This window comes from Micromonospora sp. CNZ295 (genome assembly GCF_004217535.1).
This window is the reverse complement of the sequence record NZ_SHKZ01000001.1, coordinates 5302764-5322926: the sequence shown is the minus strand read 5'-3', so window position 1 is coordinate 5322926 and position 20163 is coordinate 5302764. Positions and strand designations below refer to the sequence as shown.

The 20163-nt window shown below is 68.9% G+C and carries 20 protein-coding genes; 9 read left to right on the top strand and 11 right to left on the bottom strand.

Annotated elements, in window-relative coordinates:
• The first annotated feature begins 13 nt into the window (after positions 1-13).
• A complete protein-coding gene (locus tag EV376_RS24855; protein ID WP_165438105.1) occupies positions 14-1096 on the top strand; it encodes an acyl-CoA dehydrogenase family protein in 1083 nt (360 codons plus the stop codon).
• A gap of 281 nt (positions 1097-1377) precedes the next feature.
• Here the strand turns inward: EV376_RS24855 and EV376_RS24850 are convergent, their stop codons facing one another.
• From EV376_RS24850 to EV376_RS24840, 3 genes are read right to left on the bottom strand one after another with little or no spacing between them, the layout of a single operon-like run.
• Positions 1378-1749, bottom strand: coding sequence for a nuclear transport factor 2 family protein (locus tag EV376_RS24850; RefSeq protein ID WP_130327072.1), 372 nt, complete (start codon positions 1747-1749; stop codon positions 1378-1380).
• A 27-nt stretch (positions 1750-1776) separates the two neighbouring features.
• Positions 1777-2664, bottom strand: a complete 888-nt coding sequence (locus EV376_RS24845) for an acyl-CoA thioesterase domain-containing protein (protein ID WP_130327070.1) — start codon at positions 2662-2664, stop codon at positions 1777-1779.
• Positions 2665-2682: 18 nt separating this feature from the next.
• On the bottom strand, positions 2683-3549 hold the full coding sequence (locus EV376_RS24840) for a 3-hydroxyacyl-CoA dehydrogenase family protein (RefSeq protein WP_207228405.1): 867 nt from the start codon (positions 3547-3549) through the stop codon (positions 2683-2685).
• A gap of 131 nt (positions 3550-3680) precedes the next feature.
• Between EV376_RS24840 and EV376_RS24835 the strand changes: the two genes are divergently transcribed.
• Positions 3681-5291: an AMP-binding protein gene (locus tag EV376_RS24835; protein ID WP_130327068.1), complete on the top strand. Its 1611-nt coding sequence runs from the start codon at positions 3681-3683 to the stop codon at positions 5289-5291.
• On the opposite strand, the gene EV376_RS24830 is transcribed toward EV376_RS24835, so the two are convergent.
• Together EV376_RS24830 and EV376_RS24825 are read right to left on the bottom strand one after the other, a co-directional pair.
• Positions 5245-6912, bottom strand: a complete 1668-nt coding sequence (locus EV376_RS24830) for an AMP-binding protein (protein WP_130327066.1) — start codon at positions 6910-6912, stop codon at positions 5245-5247. The genes EV376_RS24835 and EV376_RS24830 overlap by 47 nt on opposite strands.
• The gene (locus tag EV376_RS24825) at positions 6822-7838 is read right to left on the bottom strand and encodes an LLM class F420-dependent oxidoreductase (protein WP_130327064.1); all 1017 of its coding nucleotides are present in this window, start codon (positions 7836-7838) and stop codon (positions 6822-6824) included. The genes EV376_RS24830 and EV376_RS24825 overlap by 91 nt, the downstream gene beginning before the upstream one ends.
• A gap of 99 nt (positions 7839-7937) precedes the next feature.
• Here EV376_RS24825 and EV376_RS24820 point away from each other — a divergent pair, with 99 nt between their 5' ends.
• From EV376_RS24820 to EV376_RS24810, 3 genes are read left to right on the top strand one after another with little or no spacing between them, the layout of a single operon-like run.
• Positions 7938-9431 carry an AMP-binding protein gene (locus EV376_RS24820; RefSeq protein WP_130327062.1) on the top strand — a complete coding sequence of 498 codons (1494 nt, stop codon included), beginning with the start codon at positions 7938-7940 and terminating at the stop codon, positions 9429-9431.
• On the top strand, positions 9428-9817 hold the full coding sequence (locus EV376_RS24815) for a nuclear transport factor 2 family protein (RefSeq protein WP_130327060.1): 390 nt from the start codon (positions 9428-9430) through the stop codon (positions 9815-9817). Before EV376_RS24820 ends, EV376_RS24815 begins: the two co-directional genes overlap by 4 nt.
• Entirely contained in the window at positions 9814-10506 is a 693-nt protein-coding gene (locus EV376_RS24810; protein WP_130327058.1) for a nitroreductase, read from the top strand. The genes EV376_RS24815 and EV376_RS24810 overlap by 4 nt, the downstream gene beginning before the upstream one ends.
• 76 nt (positions 10507-10582) lie before the next feature.
• Here EV376_RS24810 and EV376_RS24805 read toward each other — a convergent pair whose 3' ends face one another.
• The 5 genes from EV376_RS24805 to EV376_RS24785 are packed head-to-tail and all read right to left on the bottom strand — an operon-like array spanning position 10583 to position 15501.
• Positions 10583-11311, bottom strand: a complete 729-nt coding sequence (locus EV376_RS24805; RefSeq protein WP_130327056.1) for a branched-chain amino acid ABC transporter ATP-binding protein — start codon at positions 11309-11311, stop codon at positions 10583-10585.
• Between the two features lie 33 nt (positions 11312-11344).
• A complete protein-coding gene (locus EV376_RS24800; protein ID WP_165438104.1) occupies positions 11345-12568 on the bottom strand; it encodes an ABC transporter substrate-binding protein in 1224 nt (407 codons plus the stop codon).
• A gap of 51 nt (positions 12569-12619) precedes the next feature.
• Complete coding sequence (locus EV376_RS24795) at positions 12620-13768, bottom strand: branched-chain amino acid ABC transporter permease (protein WP_130327052.1); 1149 nt, start codon at positions 13766-13768, stop codon at positions 12620-12622.
• Complete coding sequence (locus EV376_RS24790; RefSeq protein WP_130327050.1) at positions 13761-14657, bottom strand: branched-chain amino acid ABC transporter permease; 897 nt, start codon at positions 14655-14657, stop codon at positions 13761-13763. The genes EV376_RS24795 and EV376_RS24790 overlap by 8 nt, the downstream gene beginning before the upstream one ends.
• Position 14658: 1 nt before the next feature.
• The gene (locus EV376_RS24785; protein ID WP_130327048.1) at positions 14659-15501 is read right to left on the bottom strand and encodes an ABC transporter ATP-binding protein; all 843 of its coding nucleotides are present in this window, start codon (positions 15499-15501) and stop codon (positions 14659-14661) included.
• A gap of 577 nt (positions 15502-16078) precedes the next feature.
• On the opposite strand from EV376_RS24785, the gene EV376_RS24780 reads away from it, so the two are divergent.
• From EV376_RS24780 to EV376_RS24770, 4 genes are read left to right on the top strand one after another with little or no spacing between them, the layout of a single operon-like run.
• A complete protein-coding gene (locus tag EV376_RS24780; RefSeq protein WP_130327046.1) occupies positions 16079-16885 on the top strand; it encodes a hypothetical protein in 807 nt (268 codons plus the stop codon).
• 28 nt (positions 16886-16913) lie between these two features.
• A complete protein-coding gene (locus tag EV376_RS30345) occupies positions 16914-17195 on the top strand; it encodes a TetR-type transcription factor C-terminal domain-containing protein (protein WP_165438103.1) in 282 nt (93 codons plus the stop codon).
• Between the two features lies 1 nt (position 17196).
• The gene (locus EV376_RS24775) at positions 17197-18372 is read left to right on the top strand and encodes a CaiB/BaiF CoA transferase family protein (protein WP_165438102.1); all 1176 of its coding nucleotides are present in this window, start codon (positions 17197-17199) and stop codon (positions 18370-18372) included.
• On the top strand, positions 18369-19190 hold the full coding sequence (locus EV376_RS24770) for an enoyl-CoA hydratase/isomerase family protein (RefSeq protein WP_130327042.1): 822 nt from the start codon (positions 18369-18371) through the stop codon (positions 19188-19190). Before EV376_RS24775 ends, EV376_RS24770 begins: the two co-directional genes overlap by 4 nt.
• Positions 19191-19292: 102 nt before the next feature.
• On the opposite strand, the gene EV376_RS24765 is transcribed toward EV376_RS24770, so the two are convergent.
• Positions 19293-20054: an SDR family oxidoreductase gene (locus tag EV376_RS24765; protein WP_130327040.1), complete on the bottom strand. Its 762-nt coding sequence runs from the start codon at positions 20052-20054 to the stop codon at positions 19293-19295.
• Positions 20055-20163: the final 109 nt, after the last annotated feature.

The following is a 20163-nucleotide window of genomic DNA, read 5'->3' as shown; positions in this document are numbered from 1 at the left end:
AGCGTTGGCCGAGGTGGCGTTTGCGCTCGGGGCGAGGTACGAGCGGAAGCGGTTCGCGGACGTGCAGGCGGCCCGCGACCACTGGCGCGAGGTGTGCGAGGCCGGGTTGCCGGCCGTGTCTCTTCCGCCCCAGTACGGCGGCGCGGGATCAATCTCCGACCTGCTGCTCGTGGTGGAGCGGCTCGCGGCGGGTGGCTATCCGGCTGGCAAGCTCACTATCTCCACGGCGATGGCGGGCGCAGTGCTCCTGCGCCATGGCTCGCCGGAGCAGCAGGCGAAGTGGCTCCCCGGCATCGGCGACGGTTCGATCCGGTTCTGCTTCGCGCTGACCGAGCCCGGCGCAGGTTCGAACTCCACGCGGATCATGACGACGGCCACCCGGACGGCGAGCGGCTGGCGGATCTCCGGCCAGAAGACCTACATCTCCGCCGTCGACGACTCCGACCTGATGCTCGCGGTCGTCAAGGACTCCGAGTCCGGAGGACTCAGCCTCGTCGCCATCCCTCTGCCATGCGACCGGATCCAGCTTCACCAGGTGCCGGTGATGGTGGGAGTTCCGGAGAACCAGTGGACGGTCTACTTCGACGACGTCGAAGTGCCCGAGGACGCGCTGGTGGGCGCCCCGGGCAAGGGCGGACGGGCGCTCTTCGACGGGCTCAACCCGGAGCGACTTGTTGTCGCGGCCCAGGCGGTGGGTATAGGTCGCTGGTGCCTGGCGAAGGCAGCCGAGTACGCCAAACGCCGCGTCGTGTTCGACGCACCGATCGGTGAGTACCAGGCCGTGCAGCACCCTCTCGCGGAGGCGCTGATCGAGATCGAGGCCGCCTGGGGGATGGTCGAGCGGGGGGCTGCGGCCTATGAGAGCGGCCAGGATGCCGGGCTGACCTGCAACCTGGCGAAGGTGAAGGCGTGCGACGCCGGGCTGCAGGCCGCCAACGCGGCGCTGCAGGTCTTCGGCGGCAGCGGCTTCACCGAGGAGACCTTGATGTTCGAGCGGTTCGGCTACCTGCGGCTGCTCCGCTCGGTGCCCGTCGCCCGCGAACTCGCCCTCAACCACATCGCCGTCGCCGGGCTGGGTCTGCCACGCTCCTACTGATCCGGATGTCGGCGTCCGCTGCTCCGTTCGGCCGGGCCCGACCGGCAGCGACAATGCCGACGAGGTGGGGATGTGCATGAGCATCCGGGCATGCACGACGGTCCTTCGTTGACGGTGAAACGGATGGTCCGAGCGGCGTTTCGGTCGAACCGGTGGGTGCCCGATGGTGAGATCGGCGCATCAGTTCAGTCAGGTCTTGCTCGGGGCATCCGTACCTTTGTCGGGCCAGGTGGCGACTGAGCCCCGCCCTGCGGGGGCGGGGCTCTGCCGTTCGCGGGAGGTCAGCTCTTGATGAGCGGGAGCACCTCGGCGGTGTCGTACCACGAGACGATCTTCGTGATCGAGGAGCCGTCGGTGTCAATGATGTCCACGGCATTGAAGCTTATGGTCTCGCCCTGGGGCCGCTTGCCGGTGAACCAGATCTCGACCGCGGCTACGTTGCCGTCGATGATGTAACGGGTCGGCAGGTCCTCGTGCTCCTCGAACTGGCCGACTACGGCCTTGAGCAGCTTGACCGCCTTGTCCTTGCCCTGGGTGTTGAGCGTCATCCCATGCTGGATCGTGACGTCGGGGTGGAAGACCTCGGCGAGCTGGTCCCACTTGTGGTTGTTCACGGCGTCGAAGTACTTCTCGACGAGGGCCTGCACTTGCATACGGAGGTTTCCTTCGGTCTGACGGGGTCAGGAGCGGTCGGTCGGGCGGATGAAGCCGAGCTGGGCGATGGAGCAGAGCAGCTCGCCGTCCGCGGCGTACATCTCGGCGAGTCCCAGGCCGCGGCCGTCGCGCATGCCTGGGGAGCGTTGGCTCATGAGGATCCAGTCGTCGACGCGGGGTGTCCCGTGGAACCACATGCTGTGGTCGACCGACCGGCCCTCGGCGCTTCCCGCGCCGAACCACATGGCGTGCGGACGCAGGCACGGGTCGAGCATGCACATGTCGCTGGCGTGGATTAGGAGTGCGGTGGCGAGGTGCCGGTCTTCGCCGGCCGAGCCAAGCGCCCTCAGCCAGGCAGCCGAGCGCGCCTCGCCGTGGCCCCGTTCTGCGTCGATCCGGGGCGGGCAGGTGACGTAGCGGAGGTCGAAGGGGGAGTGCTCGCCCCAGGGGGTGAAGGTGTCCTCCCGGTACGGCGCGAGTACGGCGCCGACGTTGTCCAGCCCGTCGGGACGGGGGACCGACGGCATCGGGTCCTGGTGCCGGGGCCCGACGGTGTCGATGGAGAACATCAGCTCGGCGCGGATCAGCGGCCGCTCTTCCTGCAGCACCTCCACCGAGCGCCAGTTGCTGCCCCGCCCGTCACGGACCGTCGTGACGTCGATGTCGACGGGGGCGTCGGCGCTACCGGCTTGGAGGAAGTAGGCGTGCAGGCTCCGGACCCAGAACCCGGGGCCGACCGTCGCGGCAGCGGCCGCAAAGGCCTGGGCCACCAGGATGCCGCCGTAGGGGACACCCCACTGCACGGGCCACGGCTGCCCGATGAAGGTCGCCCGCCTGCCGGGTGCCGGGCGAAGGACCTCACAGAGCTCCTCGAACGCAGCCCGGCCCGCCAAAGCCTCCGTCGTCGTGTCCATGATGTCAGCCGACCGGGATCAGCGTGCGTCGCCGTAGGCGCTGAAGCCGCGGCCGGTTTTGTACCCGTAGTGCCCGGCGTTTACGAGGGCGCGGAGCTCCTGGGTGGGGCGGAACCGGTCGCCGAAGTGGTGGGTCATCGCCTCGGACGCCTTGACGAAGGTGTCGAGGCCGCCCATGTCGGCGGTCTGGAGCGGGCCCATGGCGTGGTTGAAGGCGAGCTGGCACGCGCGGTTGACGTCATCGACGGAGGCGATGCCCTCCTCGACGATCCGCATTGCCTCGATCGCGAGGATCATGATCAGACGGGAGGTGAGGAACCCCTGGGCGTCCTTCCGGCAGACGATGGTCTCCTTGCCGAACCGCTTAGCGAGTTCCTCGATGGTCTGGAGGGTCTCGTCGCTGGTCTCGACCCCGCGCACGATCTCGATCAGCCGCATGAGCGGCGGCGGGTTGAACCAGTGGGTGCCGATGACCCGGTCGGGGCGGCCGGTGGCGCTCGCGATCTTGGAGATGGCGAACTGGGAAGTGTTCGACGCGAGGATCACCTCGGGCCGGCACACCGCGTCCAGCCTGCGGAACACGTCCTGCTTGGCCTCGATGTCTTCGACGATCGACTCGATCGCGTGGTCGGTCTCCGCGCCGGTGCTCTCGAGGTCGGTGCTGGTGGAGATGCGGGCGCGGGCCTCCTGCGCCGCGGCGTCGGTGAGCTTGCCCTTGCGAACCAGCCGCTCCAGGCTCTTCTCGATCCGGCGGACGCCGCGATCCAGGTCGGCCTGGGTGAGGTCGACGAGGGTCACCTCGAGCCCGGCCACGGCTGCGACCTGACCGATCCCGTTGCCCATCTGGCCGCCGCCACCGACCACCATCACCTTGTTGATCGTCATGGAGCTTCCCTTCGCGATCGTGCGATCTCTATTTGCGACCGGCGCGGAGCCGCGCTGGCGGAGTCGCCGGGCCCGTTGTGAGGCGGGCGTGCACAGTTTTCAACTTACCAACCGATTGGTAGACTAGCAACGTGGGAATTAGTCGTTGGGCAAGTCACTGGGCCAGGTTCGGAGCCGACCGGGCGGCGCTTCTCTTCGAAGGAGGCGACCGGAGCTGGGGGCAACTGGAGGAGGGGTGCGCCCAGCTTGCGGCCGGGCTCCTCGCCGTCGGTGTCGGCAAGGGCGACCGGGTCGGGGGGCTGATGCAGAACGCCCCCGAGCACTTCGAGCTGGTCCTCGCCTGTGCCCGGATCGGCGCGATCTTCGTCCCCCTCAACCCGCTTCTGACGTCGCGGGAGCTGTCCGCTCTGGCCGGCGATGCCGAGCTGTCCGCTGTGGTCACCGACGACAGCTTCGTCAGCGTGCTGTCCCCACTGGAGGAACAGGTGGGGGCGGAGAGGATCTTCTTCGTCGGCACACCGCCCGAGCAGGGCCGGGCGCTCGATGAGCTGCGTGGCCACGGATTGCTCCGCGACGAGGTCGACGTCCACCCGACAGACCCGCTCATGATCTGCTACACCAGCGGCACCACGGGCCGCTCGCGCGGTGCGGTGCTGACCCACGCCAACATGGACGGGGTGGCCACCAGTGCCGCGTGCGTCGACGCCCTTGGCTACAACGACCGAGCGATCGTGCCGGTGCCGCTGGCGTTCACCGGGGCCGGTGTCTCGTTCGCGATTCCGCTCCTGCGGGCCGGCGGATCGATCGTGATCCGCCAGGGGCTCGTGCCAGAGCAGCTCCTGGCCGACATCGAGCGGGAAGGTGTCACCTTCATCGGCGTGGTGCCGCTGGTCCTGGAGCGGATGGCGGCCGACCCGCAGTTCGAGAGCCGCGACCTGAGCGGGCTGCGGGTGGCGAAGGCCGGCGGCGCGCCGGTGCCCGAGCATCTGATCCGGCTCTACCAGTCGCGCGGCGTGGGGCTGGTCAACGCCTACGGCCTGACCGAGGGGTCCGGGCTCAACCTCGAGCTTCCCGCCCACGAGTCGATCCAGCGGCTCGGGTCGGTGGGCATCCCGCTGCTCGGCCAGGAGGCCAAGGTGGTCGACCCGTCGGGTCGTCCCGTCGCCCCCGGCGAGCCCGGCGAGTTGCTGCTCTCCGGCGCCTGTGTGATGCAGGGATACTGGCGCGACCCGGACGCCACCGCCGCGACCCTCCGGGACGGCTGGCTGCACACCGGCGACCTCGCCACCGTCGACGAGGACGGCTACTACCGGATCGTGGACCGGGCCAAGGACATGATCATCTCTGGCGGGATCAACGTCTACCCCGCGGAGATCGAGTCGGTGCTCGCCGGGCATCCCGACATCGTGGAAGTCGCGGTCGTCGGCGTGCCGGACGACGAGTGGGGCGAGACACCGGTGGCGTGCGTGGTGAGCAGGAACCCGAACCTGACCCTCGCGGACCTCCACCAGTTCGCCCAGGACTCGCTTGCGAAGTTCAAGCGTCCGCGGCGGTTGGAGCTTTGGCAGGACGGTTTGCCGCGTGGGATGAGCGGCAAGATTCTCAAGCGGGAGATCCGCGACGAACTGGCGTCGCGGAGGGCTGAGCCCGGAACATGGGAGACCCTCCCATGTTCCGGGGCTGCTCCTCCTGGGCTCAGCCGAGCGTTCCGGCCTGGAGCGCCTCACGAATTCGGGCCTTGACGATCTTCCCGGTCGGGTTCACCGGCAGCGGCGCATCCACGAACACGATGTCCTTGGGCACTTTGTAGTCGGCCAACGCGTCGATGCACGCGGCGCGCACCTCGGCCTCGTCTAGGCCGCTGCCGGGACGGGGCCGCACCACCGCCACGACCCGCTCGCCCCAGTGGTCGTCAGCGACGCCCACGACGGCGGCCTCAGCGACGCCGGCGACCCCGTAGATGACGTTCTCGACCTCGGCCGGGTAGACGTTGTAGCCGCCGGTGACGACCATGTCCTTCAGCCGGCCGGTCACGTAGAGGTATCCGTCCTCGTCGGCGTACCCCAGATCGCCGGTGTGGAGCCACCCGTCGACGATTGCGACCTCGTCGGGCCGGCGCCAGTAGCCCGCCATGATGGACGGGCCGGAGACGCGCAACTCGCCGATCTCGCCGGGGGTGGCCTCCCGGTCGTCGACGAACACCCGCACGTCGCTGTAGAGCAGGGACTTCCCGATCGACCCGGCCTTGCGCACCGCGTCCTCCGGCATGAGGTACGTCGAGAAGCCGCACGATTCGGTCAGCCCGTAGCCTTGGACGAACACCGAGAGGCCGCGGTCGTGGAACCGCTCGATCAGCGAGACGGGCATGGGCGCGGCCGCCGAGAGCACGCGGTTGAAGCAGCTGAGGTCGAGTTCGGCGAAGGCGGGGTGGTCGAGCAGCATCTTGTAGACCGTCGGCACACTCGCCATGTAAGTCGGGCGGTAGTCCAGGATGGCAGCAGAGATTGCCTCCGGCGTGCCCGCCTCGAGGATCCGCAAGGTGCAGCCGAGGTGGAGGAACGGGAGCACGCCAGCGAGCATCGCGCCCGAGACGCTGATCGGGAGGGAGACCAGCGGTCGGTCGTTTGCGGTGAACCCGATGTCCACCGCCAGCGAGGTCGCCACCGAGCGGATGTTGCCGTGGGTGATGACCGCGCCCTTGGGGGTCCCTGTCGTGCCTGACGTGTAGAAGATCCCTGCGGCGGAGTTGTCGTCGAACTCTTCGACGGCGAAGGCGGTCGCGGGTGCGTCCGGCCCGGGCCAGGCGGCGACCGGTGCGGTGACGCCGGCAGGGACCTCGTCGGTGAACATCGACGTGAGTCCCGCAGCCACCGTGGCGAAGCGTTCGGCGCGCGCGCCGTGGCGCGAGGTTGTCACGAGTACGACCGGCTCGCTGTCGGCCACCAGGGCCTCCATCTCGCGGTCGGAGAGGCGTGGGTTGAGTGGGACGTAGATCGCGCCGAGCCGCAGGATCCCCAACGTCGTGGGCATGAACTCCCCGTGGTTCTCGTGCAGCACCGCGACGCGGTCGCCCCGCCTGACGCCAAGCTGAGTCAGGGCGGTGGCGATCTGCCAGGTGCGCCGCTCCAGCTCCGCGTAGGTCAGCGTACGGTCCGACATGACGATGGCTGGCTTGTCGGGGAAGCGATCGGCGTGTCGGGTGATCCAGGCAGCCACCCCCGGGCGGAAGCGCAGGTCGGCGGCGGTGTGAGGCTGTCCGGTCGTCTGCGTGGTCACAGCCCGATCTCCTTTGCGAGCACGGTCAGGTCTCGTTCGTCGCGCAGCCCCATGAGCACGACGGTGTCCACCTTCGACTCCCGCCACAGCTGCAGACGCTCCTTGATCCGTCGCGGGGGCCCGATCAGCGAGGTGCCGTCGACGAGATCGTCGGGGACCGCGTCGACCGCTTCCTCGCGGCGTCCGGTCAGGAAGAGCTCCTGGATCTTCTGGGCCGCGTCGGCGTAGCCGGCTCGGCTGACCGCGTCGAAGTGGAAGTTCGCGCCCTTGGCGCCCATCCCTCCGACGTACCAGGCGAGAGGCTCCTTGGCGCGACGGAAGGCGGCTCGCAGGTCGCGGTCGACGAACGTGTTGACGGTCGCCACCACGTCGAAGCCGGGTCTCCGCCGGGCCATTGCCGCTCCGTACATCGCTTCGAACCGCTCGACGTGCAGGAAGGCGGGGATCCAGCCGTCGCCGATCTCGACGGCTAGGTCGACGTTCTTGGGTCCCTGGGCGCCGAGGTAGATCGGTACCCGGGGCCGGAGCGGCTCGGTGATCAGGCGCAGCGGCTTGCCGAGTCCCGCTCCGCCCGGGTGGGGGAGGGGGAAGAACACGCCGTCGTTCGTGAGCGGCTCCCGGTCCCAGATCCGGCGCATCACCTCGACGTACTCGCGGGTGCGGGCGAGCGGCTTGGGGAACGGTCGCCCATACCAGCCCTCGACGATCTGCGGGCCGGAGACGCCCAGCCCCAGAATGAGCCGTCCGCCGCTGAGGGCGTCGAGCGTCATCGCGGCCATGGCCGCGTTGGCGGGGGTACGCGCGTCGAGCTGGATGACCGAGGTGCCCAGCTTGATGCGTGTCGTGCGCGCGGCGTACCAGGTGAGGGGGGTGAGGGCGTCGGAGCCGTAGGCCTCGCCGACCCACACGGAGTCGAATCCGGATCGCTCGGCGGCGAGGACGACGTCCGTCGCGTCGTCGGGGTGCTTCTGCCAGTAGCCGAGACCGAGACCGAGCTTCAGGTCATGCACCATGAGGCCATGTCATCACGCCCTTCCCGCCTATAGCAACCATCCGTTTGGTTGCTATAGGCTGTGGCTCGATGCGCAGCGACGGAGGGACCGGTGATACCGATGGATATCTTCGACGCACCCGCCTACTGGGCCCGGTTCCTGCCCGGAGCGACCGCCCTCCGCGACGCCGACGGGGACCTGACGTGGTCGGAACTCGTCGTCGCGGCGCAGGACGGCGCCGCCGAACTGGCCGGGCTCGGCGTGCGCCCCGGCGATCGCGTCGGCGTGCTCATGGCGAACTCGCGGCAGTTCTGCGTCTCGGTGCTCGCCGGCCTCGCCGCCGGGGCGGTGGTTGTGCCCATCAACTTCCGGCTTCACGCCCGCGAGATCGCCGAGCAGCTCGAGGACGCAGGCGCGGCGGTCCTGCTCCACGACCAGGCCTATGCCGGGCTCGCGCAGAAGGCCGCAGCGCACGTGTCGATCCGGCTGCTTGCCCCAGGCCAGGTACGCGAGATGCCCCACGGGGAGCGGTCGCTGCGGGTGGAGCGTGACTTCTCCGACGTGGCCGTGATCCTCTACTCGTCGGGGACGACTGGTCGCCCGAAGGGCATCGCGATCACGCACGGCAGCATCTACGCGATGGCCCACGACCGCATCGTCAACGACGGTTGGTCGCGGGACACCCGCACCTACGTGCCCTACCCGCTCGCGTTCTCGGCCGGCATCCTCGCCTGCTGGATGGCGACCACGGTCGCTGGGGGAATGACGGTGGTCGACCCCGTGTTCGAGCCCGGGCTTGCCCTGCGGCGCATCGAGCAGGAGGGCATCACGGTCCTCATGGCGGTTCCCACCCTGTGGCAGGCGATCGTCGACCACCCCGACGTCGCGACCACCAAGGTCGACACGCTCTCCACGGCCTCGGCCGGCGGGGCCATGGTGACCCCTGAGCTAATGGCGCGGCTTCAGGCCCACGGGATCCAGCTCTGCCAGGGGTACGGGCTGACCGAGTGCTCCGGCGTGGCCACCGCACTGCGGCCCGAGGACATCGATCGCAAGCAGGGCTCGATCGGCCGCCCGATGATGCTCATGCAGGCGAAGGTGGTCGACCCGCTCGGTAACGAGTGCCCCCGCGGGGAGCCGGGGGAGCTGTGGCTCCGGGGCCCCGCGGTGATGGCCGGCTACTGGCGGGACGGTGCGCCCGACCCGACCACCCTCCAGGACGGATGGCTGGCCACCGGCGACATCGTCACCCAGGACGAGGACGGATTCCTGTACGTCGTCGACCGGCTCAAGGACATGATCATCACCGGCGGCATCAACGTCTTCCCGGCCGAGATCGAGAGGGCCCTCCAGGAGTTGCCCGGGGTGCGGGAGTGCGCCGTGGTGGGCGTGCCGCACGAGAAGTGGGGGGAGACGCCCTACGCCTTCGTGGTGACCGACGACCCGGGGTTGACGGCGGAGCTGCTGGAGGCCGGCCTGCGGGAGAGGCTCGCGGGGTACAAGGTGCCGAGCCGCATCGAGATCCGCCAGGAGCTCCTGCCGCGCAGCGCGAACGGCAAGATGCTCCGTCGTACCCTCCGGGCTGAGGTGGCCGAGCGGGTGGGGACCGCATGACGAGGGAGCTGGTGACCCGCTACTTCGACGCGGTGAACTCTCGGGATTGGGAGGGCCTTGCCCTGGTGCTGCACCCGGACGTTTCCGTGCGGCACATGTCTCTCCTCTCCGCCGACGGGGTCCCGCAGGTCGTGCGGCTCTACCGGGCCATCGTCGAGCAGTACCGCGAGGGACAGCACGAGGACCGCCCTACCCGCATGCTCGTTGACGGCGACGTGGTCGTCGTGGAGATCACCGCGACCGTGGTCAAGAAGGACGGCACGGCGCTCACCTTCCCGGCGGCGGACGTGATCGAGCTGCAGGACGGGCTCATCCGGTCGGTCAGGACGTTCTACGACACCGCGGAGGTGGTCCCCAGGATCAAGGACGAGAAGGTGGGGTCGTGAGGCCCACCGACTCCCACTCGTCAAGGGCGCAGGCGCTCGACCACCTGCTGGACGACAGGTACAGCTGCCGCGCCTACCTCTCCAACCCCGTGCCGGTCGAGACGATCCGGACGATGTTCACCATGGCGCAGAAGACTGCCTCGTGGTGCAACACCCAGCCGTGGCAGGTGGTCGTCACCAGCGGCGGCGCGACCGAACGGTTCGCCAGGTTCCTCACTGAGCACGCCCGCAGCCACCCGCCCCGATCGGACTTCGAGATGCCGGCGACGTACCGCGGGGTCTACGACGTCCGTCGCAGGGAGAGCGGGTTCGCGCTCTACGAGAGCCTCGGGATCGCCCGCGAGGACCGTCAGGCCCGGGCCGAGCAGGCGGCGGAGAACTTCTCCTTCTTCGGGGCGCCGCACGTCGCCGTCGTCACCACCGACCGGGACCAGGCCGTGTACGGGGCGATCGACTGCGGGGGTTATGTCGCGACCCTCCTGCTGGCGGCTCGGTCGCTCGGGATCGCCACGGTGGCCCAGGCGGCCATCGCGATGTACTCCGACGCGGTCCGCGACCACCTCGGGCTGCCCGAGGACCGGATGGTCGTCTGCGCGGTGTCCTTCGGGTACGCCGACGAGGAGCACCCGGCCAACGGGTTCCGCACCACCCGGGCCACCTTCGACGAGGCGGTCGAGCTCCGCGACTGAGCCCGGCCCAGGACGCCGGAGGCGGGTGAGGAGCACGTCTCCTCACCCGCCTCCGTGTCCGTGCGGCGCCTTGCGTTCAGGTGACCGCCACCCCCAGGTATGCCGCAGCGAGGGCCTCGTCGTCGAGGAGGTTGGCTGCGGGGCAGGTGGTGACGACCCGGCCATTGGCCAGCACGACCGCCTGCTCGCTGATCCCGAGAGCGAGATGGGCGTTCTGTTCCACGAGGAGTACGGTGACCCCGTCGGCCGCGATCTGCGCCACGACCTCGGCGATTTGCTCCTGGAGCAGCGGCGACAGCCCGAGGCTCGGCTCGTCGAGGATCAGCAGCCGCGGCGTGCGCAGGGTGGCCCTGCTGATCGCCAGCATCTGCTGCTCCCCGCCCGACAGGTAGCCCGCGCTGGTGTGCGCCTTCTTCTCCAGTACGGGGAATCGCTCGTAGACCCGCTGGACTGCCTCACCGAGCGCCGCCTTCGGCAGCCCCTGGGCACCGACCACGAGGTTGTCGTGAACGGACAGGTCGGTGAAGATGTGCCGGCCCTCGAGGACCTGCGCCACGCCGCGGCTGACCATTTCCCACGGGGGCAGCCCTTCGACGCGGTCGCCGGCGAGGGTGATCGTGCCGGAGCGCAGCGACGCGCGGTACTGCGGCAGGAGGCCGCCGACGGCGCGGAGGAGAGTGCTCTTCCCTGCCCCGTTGGCGCCCAGCACCGTTGTGATCTTGCCAGTCTCCACCGTCAGGCCCACCCCGCGAAGGGCGACTGCCCCTCCGGGATAGGCCACGGTGAGGTTGTTGACCTCGAGCACGTCCTCAGCTCCTGGTATCGGTGACCGGAGCGCTCACTTGAGCTTGACCGAGGTGGCGGCGGCGCTCTCGAACCATTCCTTGACCACGGTGATGCCGTCGCTGCCGTCGTTGCTCACGCTGCAGACGCGCGACTTTCGGAACGGTGTGCGCTCGTTGATGTCTTCGCCGTAGGTGATGTCCGGGGTCAGCCCCTTGGTCTTCACCGTGGTGTGCTGCGCTGCCTTGATCACGCCGGCCGGCGTAATGTCACCGTCCTCGATTGCCTGCTCGAAGAAGCCCTGCAGGATCATCCCGGAGATCCACCCCAGCACGATCGTGGGATTTGCCTCTGTGCCGGCCGGCAGTGCCGCCTGGAACTCCTTGTTGCCCTCGCTCTTCTGGTCCCATTCGGGGTAGGAGCAGGTGATCAGCATCTGCTTCTCCATGGTCGGGCCGACGGGGAGGCTGAGCAGCACGCGGTTGTACGCCGTGCCGGGGGAGAGCAGCTTGGCGTCGTACCCAAGGGCCGAGGCGGCGCCGGTGGCGGCGATGGTGGTGCTGGGCCCCATGCCGAGCACAATGTGGTCTACGCCCGCCTTGCGCATCGCGGTCACCTGAGCGGTCAGGTCCTGGCTGGTGGCGTCGGCGGTGGCCTCGGCCACGACCTTGGAGCCGGCGGCCTCGACGGCGGCCTCGACACCTCGCTTGACGCCCTCGCCGAGGGCATCGGTCTGGTAGATCGCGCCGATCTTCGCGTCGGGCTGCTGTTCCAACACGTAGGAGACGAGGTTGGCGGCGTCGACCTCGAAGGCGGTGCCCTGGGCGAAGGTGTTCGCCTCCGCGAAGGGGCCCTTCAGCCCGAGCAGCAGTACGTCGTCGTCGGCGGTGAAGGGCCGGATCGCGTCAGTGGTCGGGGTGCCGTAGCTGAGGACGGCGACAATGTCGTTCCGCGCACCCTGGTAGGCCTGCACCGCCCGCTGCGGGTCGTACTGCGTGTCGGCGATGACGATCTCGATCTTCCGACCGTCGATGCCACCGTTCTTGTTGAGCTGCTCGACGTAGGCGTCGAACCCGGCCTGGACCGGCTTGCCGCCAGAGGCGGCGGGCCCGGTGAGGTCGGTGATCGAGAGGATCTTGATGGTGTCGGCGGTGACGCCGTTCCCGGTCTTCAGCCCTCCGGCCGGGCCGGCGCCGTCCTGGTCGGCTGCGGCGCAGCCGGCCGCGGCAAGGGTCAAGGTCGTGAGGCCTGCGAGCAGCCACGTGCGGAGATTACGCATCGTCATGTCCTTCCTGAAGGGATGTTGCTTATGCGCAGTGCAGGGGGGCCACTATGCGTTGTGGCTCGACCGCGTTGAGCAGCGTCGGCCAAAATGACCAAGGAGCCTCGACAGGCCGCCGATCACGCCGTTCGGCGCGAGGGCCATGACCGAGACGATGATGAGGCCGTAGGCGATCACCGCCAGGGTCCCGGTGTTGAAGCTCCCGGACGTGCCGCTGGCCTGCTCGACCAGGCCGAGGCTGGTCGAGAGGTTGTTGAGCACCGTCGGCAGGGCGATGATGACCAGCGCGCCGATGACCGCCCCGCTGACGGTGCCGAGCCCACCGATGATGATCATCGCGATGTACTGGATGGAGTACTCCAGCCCGAATGTCTCGGGGTTGAGGTAGCGCAGATAACCGGCCAGCAGCGCTCCCGACAGGCCGCCGAGCGCCGCCGACATCGCGAAGGCGACGACCCGGGCGTGGTTGACGTTGACCCCGACCGCGGCCGCGGAGTTTTCGTTGTCCCGCACGGCGCGGAACGCGCGCCCCCAGCGGAGCCGATTGAGGGAGGCGACCGCCGTCCCGACCGCGATGGTGACGAGGGCGAGCAGGATGAACCACTTCATGTCCCCGGTGACCAGCCGTCCGGCGACGGCGGACGAGTCCGCGAGCGGTACGCCGAGGATCGACGGCGACTTGACGCTGCGGCCGGCTCCGCCGCCGGTCAACGATCGCAGATTCACGAACAGGTGCTTACCGACGTACGCGATTCCGATGGTTCCGACGGCGAGGTAGAGGCCGGAGAGACGCAGTGCGAGTGGGCCGATTGTCAGGCTGGCCAGCGCCGCCACGACCATCGCCGCGAGCGCCCCGGCGACGAACGGCAGGCCGTGGTCGCCGGCCACCGCGGCCGTGAAGGCGCCGAAGCCGACGAACACCGCGTGGCCCAGCGACATGATGCCGGTGGTGCCCATGGCGATGTTCAGGCCGATGGCGGCGATCGCCGCGATCAGCCCGAAGTTCGCAACCGAGAGGAGTTTGCTCTCAGCCGACGCCAGCATGGCGATGCCGAGGACAGCGGTGAGCAGGGCGGCCCACCGGGCGTGAGCGGTGCCGAGCAGGTGGAGTTGGGAGGTCGTCTCACTCCGGGCGAGACGCGGGGGCCGAGCCGTCGCGCGCGCCGTGGGGAGGTCATCGGTTGCGGTGTCAGGCACGGATCACTCGTTTCGTTCCGAAGAGACCATGAGGCCGGATGAGCAGGACCAGGACGAGGACCAGCCATGGCACGATGACGTGGAAGTTCTGTCCGATGAGGCCGGAGTACGGTGCCTCGTAGCCGGCGACGATCGTCTGCAGGACTCCGATGAAGACACCGCCGACGACGGCGCCGTTGATCGAGTCGAAGCCGCCGAGGACGGCCCCCGGGAAGGCAGCCAGTGCGATCAGCCCCATGTGCGGGTCGATGGCCCGTGGGTATCCGGCCAGGAAGACCCCGGCGATGACCGCGAGGGCTCCGGCGCTGGCCCAGACCGCAACCGTCATGCGCCTGGTGTTCACGCCCAGAGCAGCGGCCGCGACGGGATCCTGGGACATCGCCTTGATCGAGATCCCGGTCCTGCTGCGGTGGAACCAGATCGCCATCGCAGTGATGATCACGCTCGTCACCGCGATCGCGACGATGCTGGAGACGGTCAGCGCGACGCCCGCCACGGAGACAGTGCGGTCGCCCCACGGGTCGCCGATCCCGAGCTTGTCGGTCCCGAACGCCGCGGCCAGCACGGCGCGGATGAGGATCCCGATGCCCAGTGTGCCCATCAGAACCGCTTCGTGCGAGTACTGCGCCAGCCGTACGACGATCCGTTCGACCAGCACCATGAAGGCGGCTGCGACCACGATGGCGAGCAGCACCGCGGCCCAGAAGGGAAGCCCGAACTCGCCCACCCCGAAGAGGTAGACGAGGAAGGCGCCCATGGTCATCACGTCGCCCTGGGCGAAGTTGATCTGGCCCGTGGCCTTATAGATGAGGACGAAGCCGACGGCCACGAGTGCGTAGACCGAGCCGAGCGACGCTCCGCTGACAATAAGCTGGAACGGTTCTTGCACGTCAGATCTCCGTTGTCGACGGGGCGGAGTTGCCGAGGTATGCCTCGCGGACGCGCCGGTCCCGCTGGATGTCCAGCGGTCGTCCCTCGGCGATGACCTGCCCGAAGTCCAGGACGGTGATCCAGTCGGCCACCTGCATGACCATCGTCATGTCGTGCTCGACCACTAGGATCGACAGATCGCGCTCCGCCCGGATCCGGCCGAGGATTTCGGTCAGCTCGTCGGTCTCGGTCGGATTCATGCCGGCGACTGGCTCGTCCATGAGCAGCAAGGTCGGCTCGGAGGCCAGGGCACGGGCGAGCTCGACCCGCTTGCGGGTGCCGTAGGGCAGGGCACCGACGGGGGCGTTGCGGAGTTCGAAGAGGTCGAGCAGGGCGAGGATCTCGCTGACGGCCTCCCGGTGCTGCCGGTCCTCCCGGCGGGCACGACGCCACGCGAAGAGGTTCTCGACGATGGAGCTGCGCATCAGGCAGTGGCGGCCGACCAGGGTGTTCTCCAGCACCGTCGCGCCGGGGAACAGGGAGAGGTTCTGGAACATCCGCCCTATTCCTGCTGATGCGACCGCGTGCCGGCTTGCCTTCGTCAGGTCCACGTCCTGGTACCACAGTTGCCCCGAGGAGGGACGGGTGAAGGCGCTGATGCAGTTGAACATCGAGGTCTTGCCGGCGCCATTGGGGCCCACGAGCGCGACGACCTCGCTGCGCCGGACGGTGAAGCTCACGTCATGGAGGGCGGTGACCGCGCCGTAGCGCAGCCCTACCGAGTCGACGGTGAGCACGACCTCCCGAGGGTGGCTTGACTCGTCCGAGGTGGTGGCTGCGGGTGCAGCGGAAGGGATCGACATGTTCCTGCACCTTCCTCTGCGGGCGGCGGCGGTTTCCCGGCACCCGAAACTGAGGCTAATGATGTGCATGAAATCACACGCCGTCTGGCGGCGACAAGGGTTTGGTGTCGACGAATCAAACATTCGGTTGGTTGGTTCCGGACCGCGGGCCGGGGCGCCAAGCTGCGCCGCGACGGCGAGTTGATAACCAACCGTCTGGTTGACAGTGGGTCGTGGCACTCCTACCTTCCTGCGGAAGAGCGCGCCGTCGAAGGAGCCACACGTGGTCCAGGACTGGGGCAGCATCCCAGCTCTTCGAGCCGATGCAGATCGGCCCACTCACCCTGCGCAGCCGGATGCCGCCGCATGGTGCAGGTATCGGCTCGAAATTCGGGACCGAGCAGCAGCCAGCGCGGAACGTCGCCTACTGGGCGCAGGGCCGCCAGCGGGGTCGCCCTGGTCTGCCGGCGACGAGTTGTACCGGAGCCTGGCTGGGTCGGGGTGGGAGGTCACGTCCTCGGGGACGCGTACGCCCTCCGCCGCATCTCGTTCGGCACGCGTCAGGCGTACAAGCTAGCCAAGCTCAGTGAGGAGGGTCATGGAAATCTCAAGCGACGCGGTCGCCGGACCGGTCACGCAGCCCTGGACCAAGCGGATCATGCAGTTCCAGCCGAGCGCGCTTCGACCCCGCGAGGAGTGCGAGCGGCACTATGTCGACGTGCACAGCGCCTGGGCGGTGCGCGCCTTCCACGACATGGACGAGCTCGTCAGCTACCACACCAACCTGGTCCTGCGGCGGTGGGACATCGCTGGCGGGTTTCGGGCGCCCCCCGACCTGTGGCGGTTCGCGGAGATGCGCTCGCGGCCCGAGGGGTCCTTCGAGTTTCCTCCGGGGACGATGAAGATGTTGAGCCGGGATCACGAGAACTTCCTCAGCTACCTGCGCCGCTTCGACGTTGTCGAGCGGCTCTGGTTCGACCGGCGGTCGGGGCAGCTCACCTCTGCCAAGTACGTCGTGGTGCTGGACCGGCCGGCCGAGGTCGGGGAGGAGGAGGGTTGGAGTCGGGTCGAGGACGTCGCGGGCCGGCTGTCGGGGCTGCTCGAGGACGCCTACGGAGCCCGGCTGCTGCTGGAGAACCGCGTGCTGTGCGAGCGGGAGACCGTGGCAATGCGCGAGCCGGGGCAGCGACCGACGGGGCGCGTGCTCCCGGACAGCACGCGGGTGGCCTACCTCGCCGTGTACTTCGACGACGAGGTGTGGGGCGATTCCTTCTTCGCCCGCCCTGAGGTGCGCGGGGCGCTATGCCGGGCAGGGTTCGACGAGGGCAGCTTTGCCGGTTACCACGTCGTCGAGCGGGCGCCGCACGACTCCCGTTGGGTTGAGGAGCGGAAGGCGTCGCAATGACGTGCGGCCTCGGTAGGGGGTGCTCCGGATGACCGAGGCCGAGTGGGATGCGGTCGTCCCGCAGACGAAAGGACGAGCGGCGACCGCATCACCACGCGGAGCTGCCGCAGGCGTCGGGTCACGACCAGCCTTCCGGCAGACCGTCGATCCGGCGTTCGCCTCGCGCGTGATCTTCGAGCATGGCAAGGGAATGTACGACTGGCACGGGCCCGATGGACCGGCAACCGCCGACGAGGTGGTGGCCCGGATGGCCGACCAGGCGATGGCGAGCCTGCTCGGTTCCGAGGGCCGTGAACGAGAGGAAGCCTGACATGGGACCGCTGCACGACGTACGGGTGCTCGATCTGAGCCGCATGCTACCGGGGGCGGCCCTGAGCCAGCTGTTGGCCGACTTGGGCGCCGAGGTGGTCAAGGTGGAGCGGCCCTTCACCGGTGAGGAGTCTCGGGTCTTCGGCGCTCGCGTCGCGGGGACGACTGCCCCGCATGCCTTTCTGGACCGGGGGAAGCGGTCGGTTGCGGCCAACCTCAAGAGCCGGCACGGTGTGGCGTTGGTGCGCGCGCTCGCCGCCCGCAGCGACGTCGTCCTGGAGTCGTTCCGGCCCGGTGTCGCCGACCGGCTGGGTGTCGGGTACCACGATCTGCGAGCCGCGAATCCCCAGCTGGTCTACTGCTCGGTGAACGGCTACGGCACCGGTGGACCGCGGGAGCAGGAGCCCGGCCATGACCTGAACTACCTCTCCTACGCCGGGGCGGCGCACTTCGGGGGGAGCCGCGAGCACGGTCCGCAGTTGGCGGGCGTGCAGGTCGCCGACATCATTGGTGGTCTCACCGGCGGCATCGGACTGCTGGCCGCACTGCACCAGGTCCGCGCGGGCGGCCCAGGGACACGGGTCGAGGTCGCGCTTGCCGATGCGGCCCTCTGGGCCATGGGGCTGCACGTGTCGTCGTGGCTCGCCGGCGGGGACGCCGCCGGGCCCGAGTCGACGGCGGTGACTGGGGCGACGCCGTCGTACCGCGTCTATCGCTGCTCGGACGGCCGGCACCTCGCCGTGGCCGCCGTGGAACCGCAGTTCTGGACACAACTCGTTCACGCCCTGGACCGTCCCGACCTCGCCGAGCGTCAGGCAGACCCGGCTGTGATCGCTGATCTGGCCGACCTCTTCGGCTCCCGCGACCTTGCCCACTGGGTGGAGTTGCTGCGCGGCCTGGAGACGTGCGTCTCGCCCGTGCAGGACTTCGCGGAGGTCGAGAAGGACGAGCAGTTTCATGCCCGCAAGATGTTCGTGCCGGTCCCCGGCGCTCCTGGGGTGCTCCAGGTGGGGAACCCGATCAAGTTGCCGGGCTCGGTGTCCGCCCCGGCTCCTGCGGCAGCGACTGTCGGCGCGCACACACAGGCGGTCCTCGCGGAGCTCGACCTGCCGCCTGAGGTACTGGAGGCTGCGCGGTCATGGATTCCCGATGAGTCGGCTCGCGGGGTGAACCAGTGAGCGGGGTGATGGACGAGGAGTCGGTGACCGTCGAGCGCCACGGCGCGGTGACGCTGCTGACGCTGAATCGGCCCGAACGGCTGAACGCCATCTCCCACGGGTTGCTTCGCCGGCTCAACGCGATCCTCGACGACCTGCTCTATGACTACTCGCAACGGGTGGTCGTGCTCGCCGGTGCCGGCCGGGCATTCTGCGCCGGAACCGATCTTAAGGGCCAGGCCGAGGGCATGCGATGGGTCGACGGCGTAGGCGACATCCAGGCTCGCTACGCGCTGCAGGAGGCGGTTGGACGGACGGTGGTGAAGGTGCGACGCATTCCCCAGCCGGTCATCGCTGCCGTGCACGGCGTGGCGGCCGGCGGCGGGCTCTCCCTCGCCTGTGCGGCGGACCTGCGGATCGCCGAGCCTGGGGCACGGTTCAACGCCGCATTCGTCAAACTCGGTGTCTCCGGCGGCGACCTCGGCTCGTCATGGCTGCTCCCGCGGATCGTCGGCTTCGACAAGGCAGCGGAGATCCTCTACACCGGCCGTGATGTTGATGCCGCGCGTGCGCTTGAGATCGGCCTGGTCAGCACCTTGGTCGAGGAGGGCGATGCCGTCGATGTAGCCATCGCCCTGGGTGAGGAAATGTGCCGGTTGGCGCCCTTCACCACGCGGGCCACGAAGTCATTGCTCAACCTGTCCCGCGACGGCGTCTCCCTTGAGCAAATGGTCGAGTACGAGAACCGGACGCAGATCATGATGACCGCGACCGACGACTTCCGGGAGGCGACGACCGCGTTCCTGGAGCGACGTCCCGCGCAGTTTCGGGACTGGTGATCCGTTGCCCGAAGGACCGCTCATGTGCGTCGTCCGGCAGTGCCCCGCCGTCGGACGCCCACCGGACCGCGCTCGTGCGCGGTCCGGGTCGAGGGGATGAGGTCAGGGCTGTCCGCCGTCGACCGCGAGGATCGAGCCGGTGGTGTAGCTCGACAGATCACTGGCGAGGTACAGCGCCGCACCGACGATCTCCTCCGGCTCGCCGCCGCGCTTGAGCGCGAAGCCCTCGGCGCGTCGGGTGAACGCCTCGGCATCCCAGGCCTTGCTCACGTCGGTGAGGAAGGTACCGGCCATGATCGCGTTGACGCGTACCTTCGGGCCGAAGGCGTGGGCGAAGCCGACCGTCAGCGCGTTCAGCCCGGCCTTGGCTGCCGAGTAGGGGAGGATATGCGGGCGTGGGCGGACGGCTCCGGCGCTGGAGATGTTGATGATTGAACCGCCGTCGCCGTCGGCCATCCGGCTCCCGACTAGCGCCATCAGTCGGAACGGACCCTTGAGGTTGACGTCGATGACCTTGTCGAACAGGGCCTCCGAGACGTCCACGACCCGGTCGTAGAGCGGGGACATGCCGGCGTTGTTCACGAAGACGTCGATTCGGCCGAGTTGGTCGTACACCTGGTCGACGAAGCCGTCCAGCGCCTCCCAGCGGCCGACGTGCAGGCCGATGCCGACCGCCCGGCGACCGGTCTCCCGGGCGATCTCCGCCGCGAGCTCATCGCAGGAGTCGCCGTTGCGGCTGGCAATCACGACATCGGCGCCCGCGCGGGCCAATCCCCACGTCATCGCCCGGCCCAGCCCTCGGCTACCTCCGGTGACCACGGCGGTCTTTCCGGACAAATCAAACTGCGGCGGGGAGGTGGTCATTCTGCGGCTCCTGCTCTCTCTCTTGTCGGAAGTTACTTGACCGTGCGGCAATAATCTATCAGTATGGTGATCATAGTTATCATTCTCCGGTGAGCCGGACCTCAGCTCA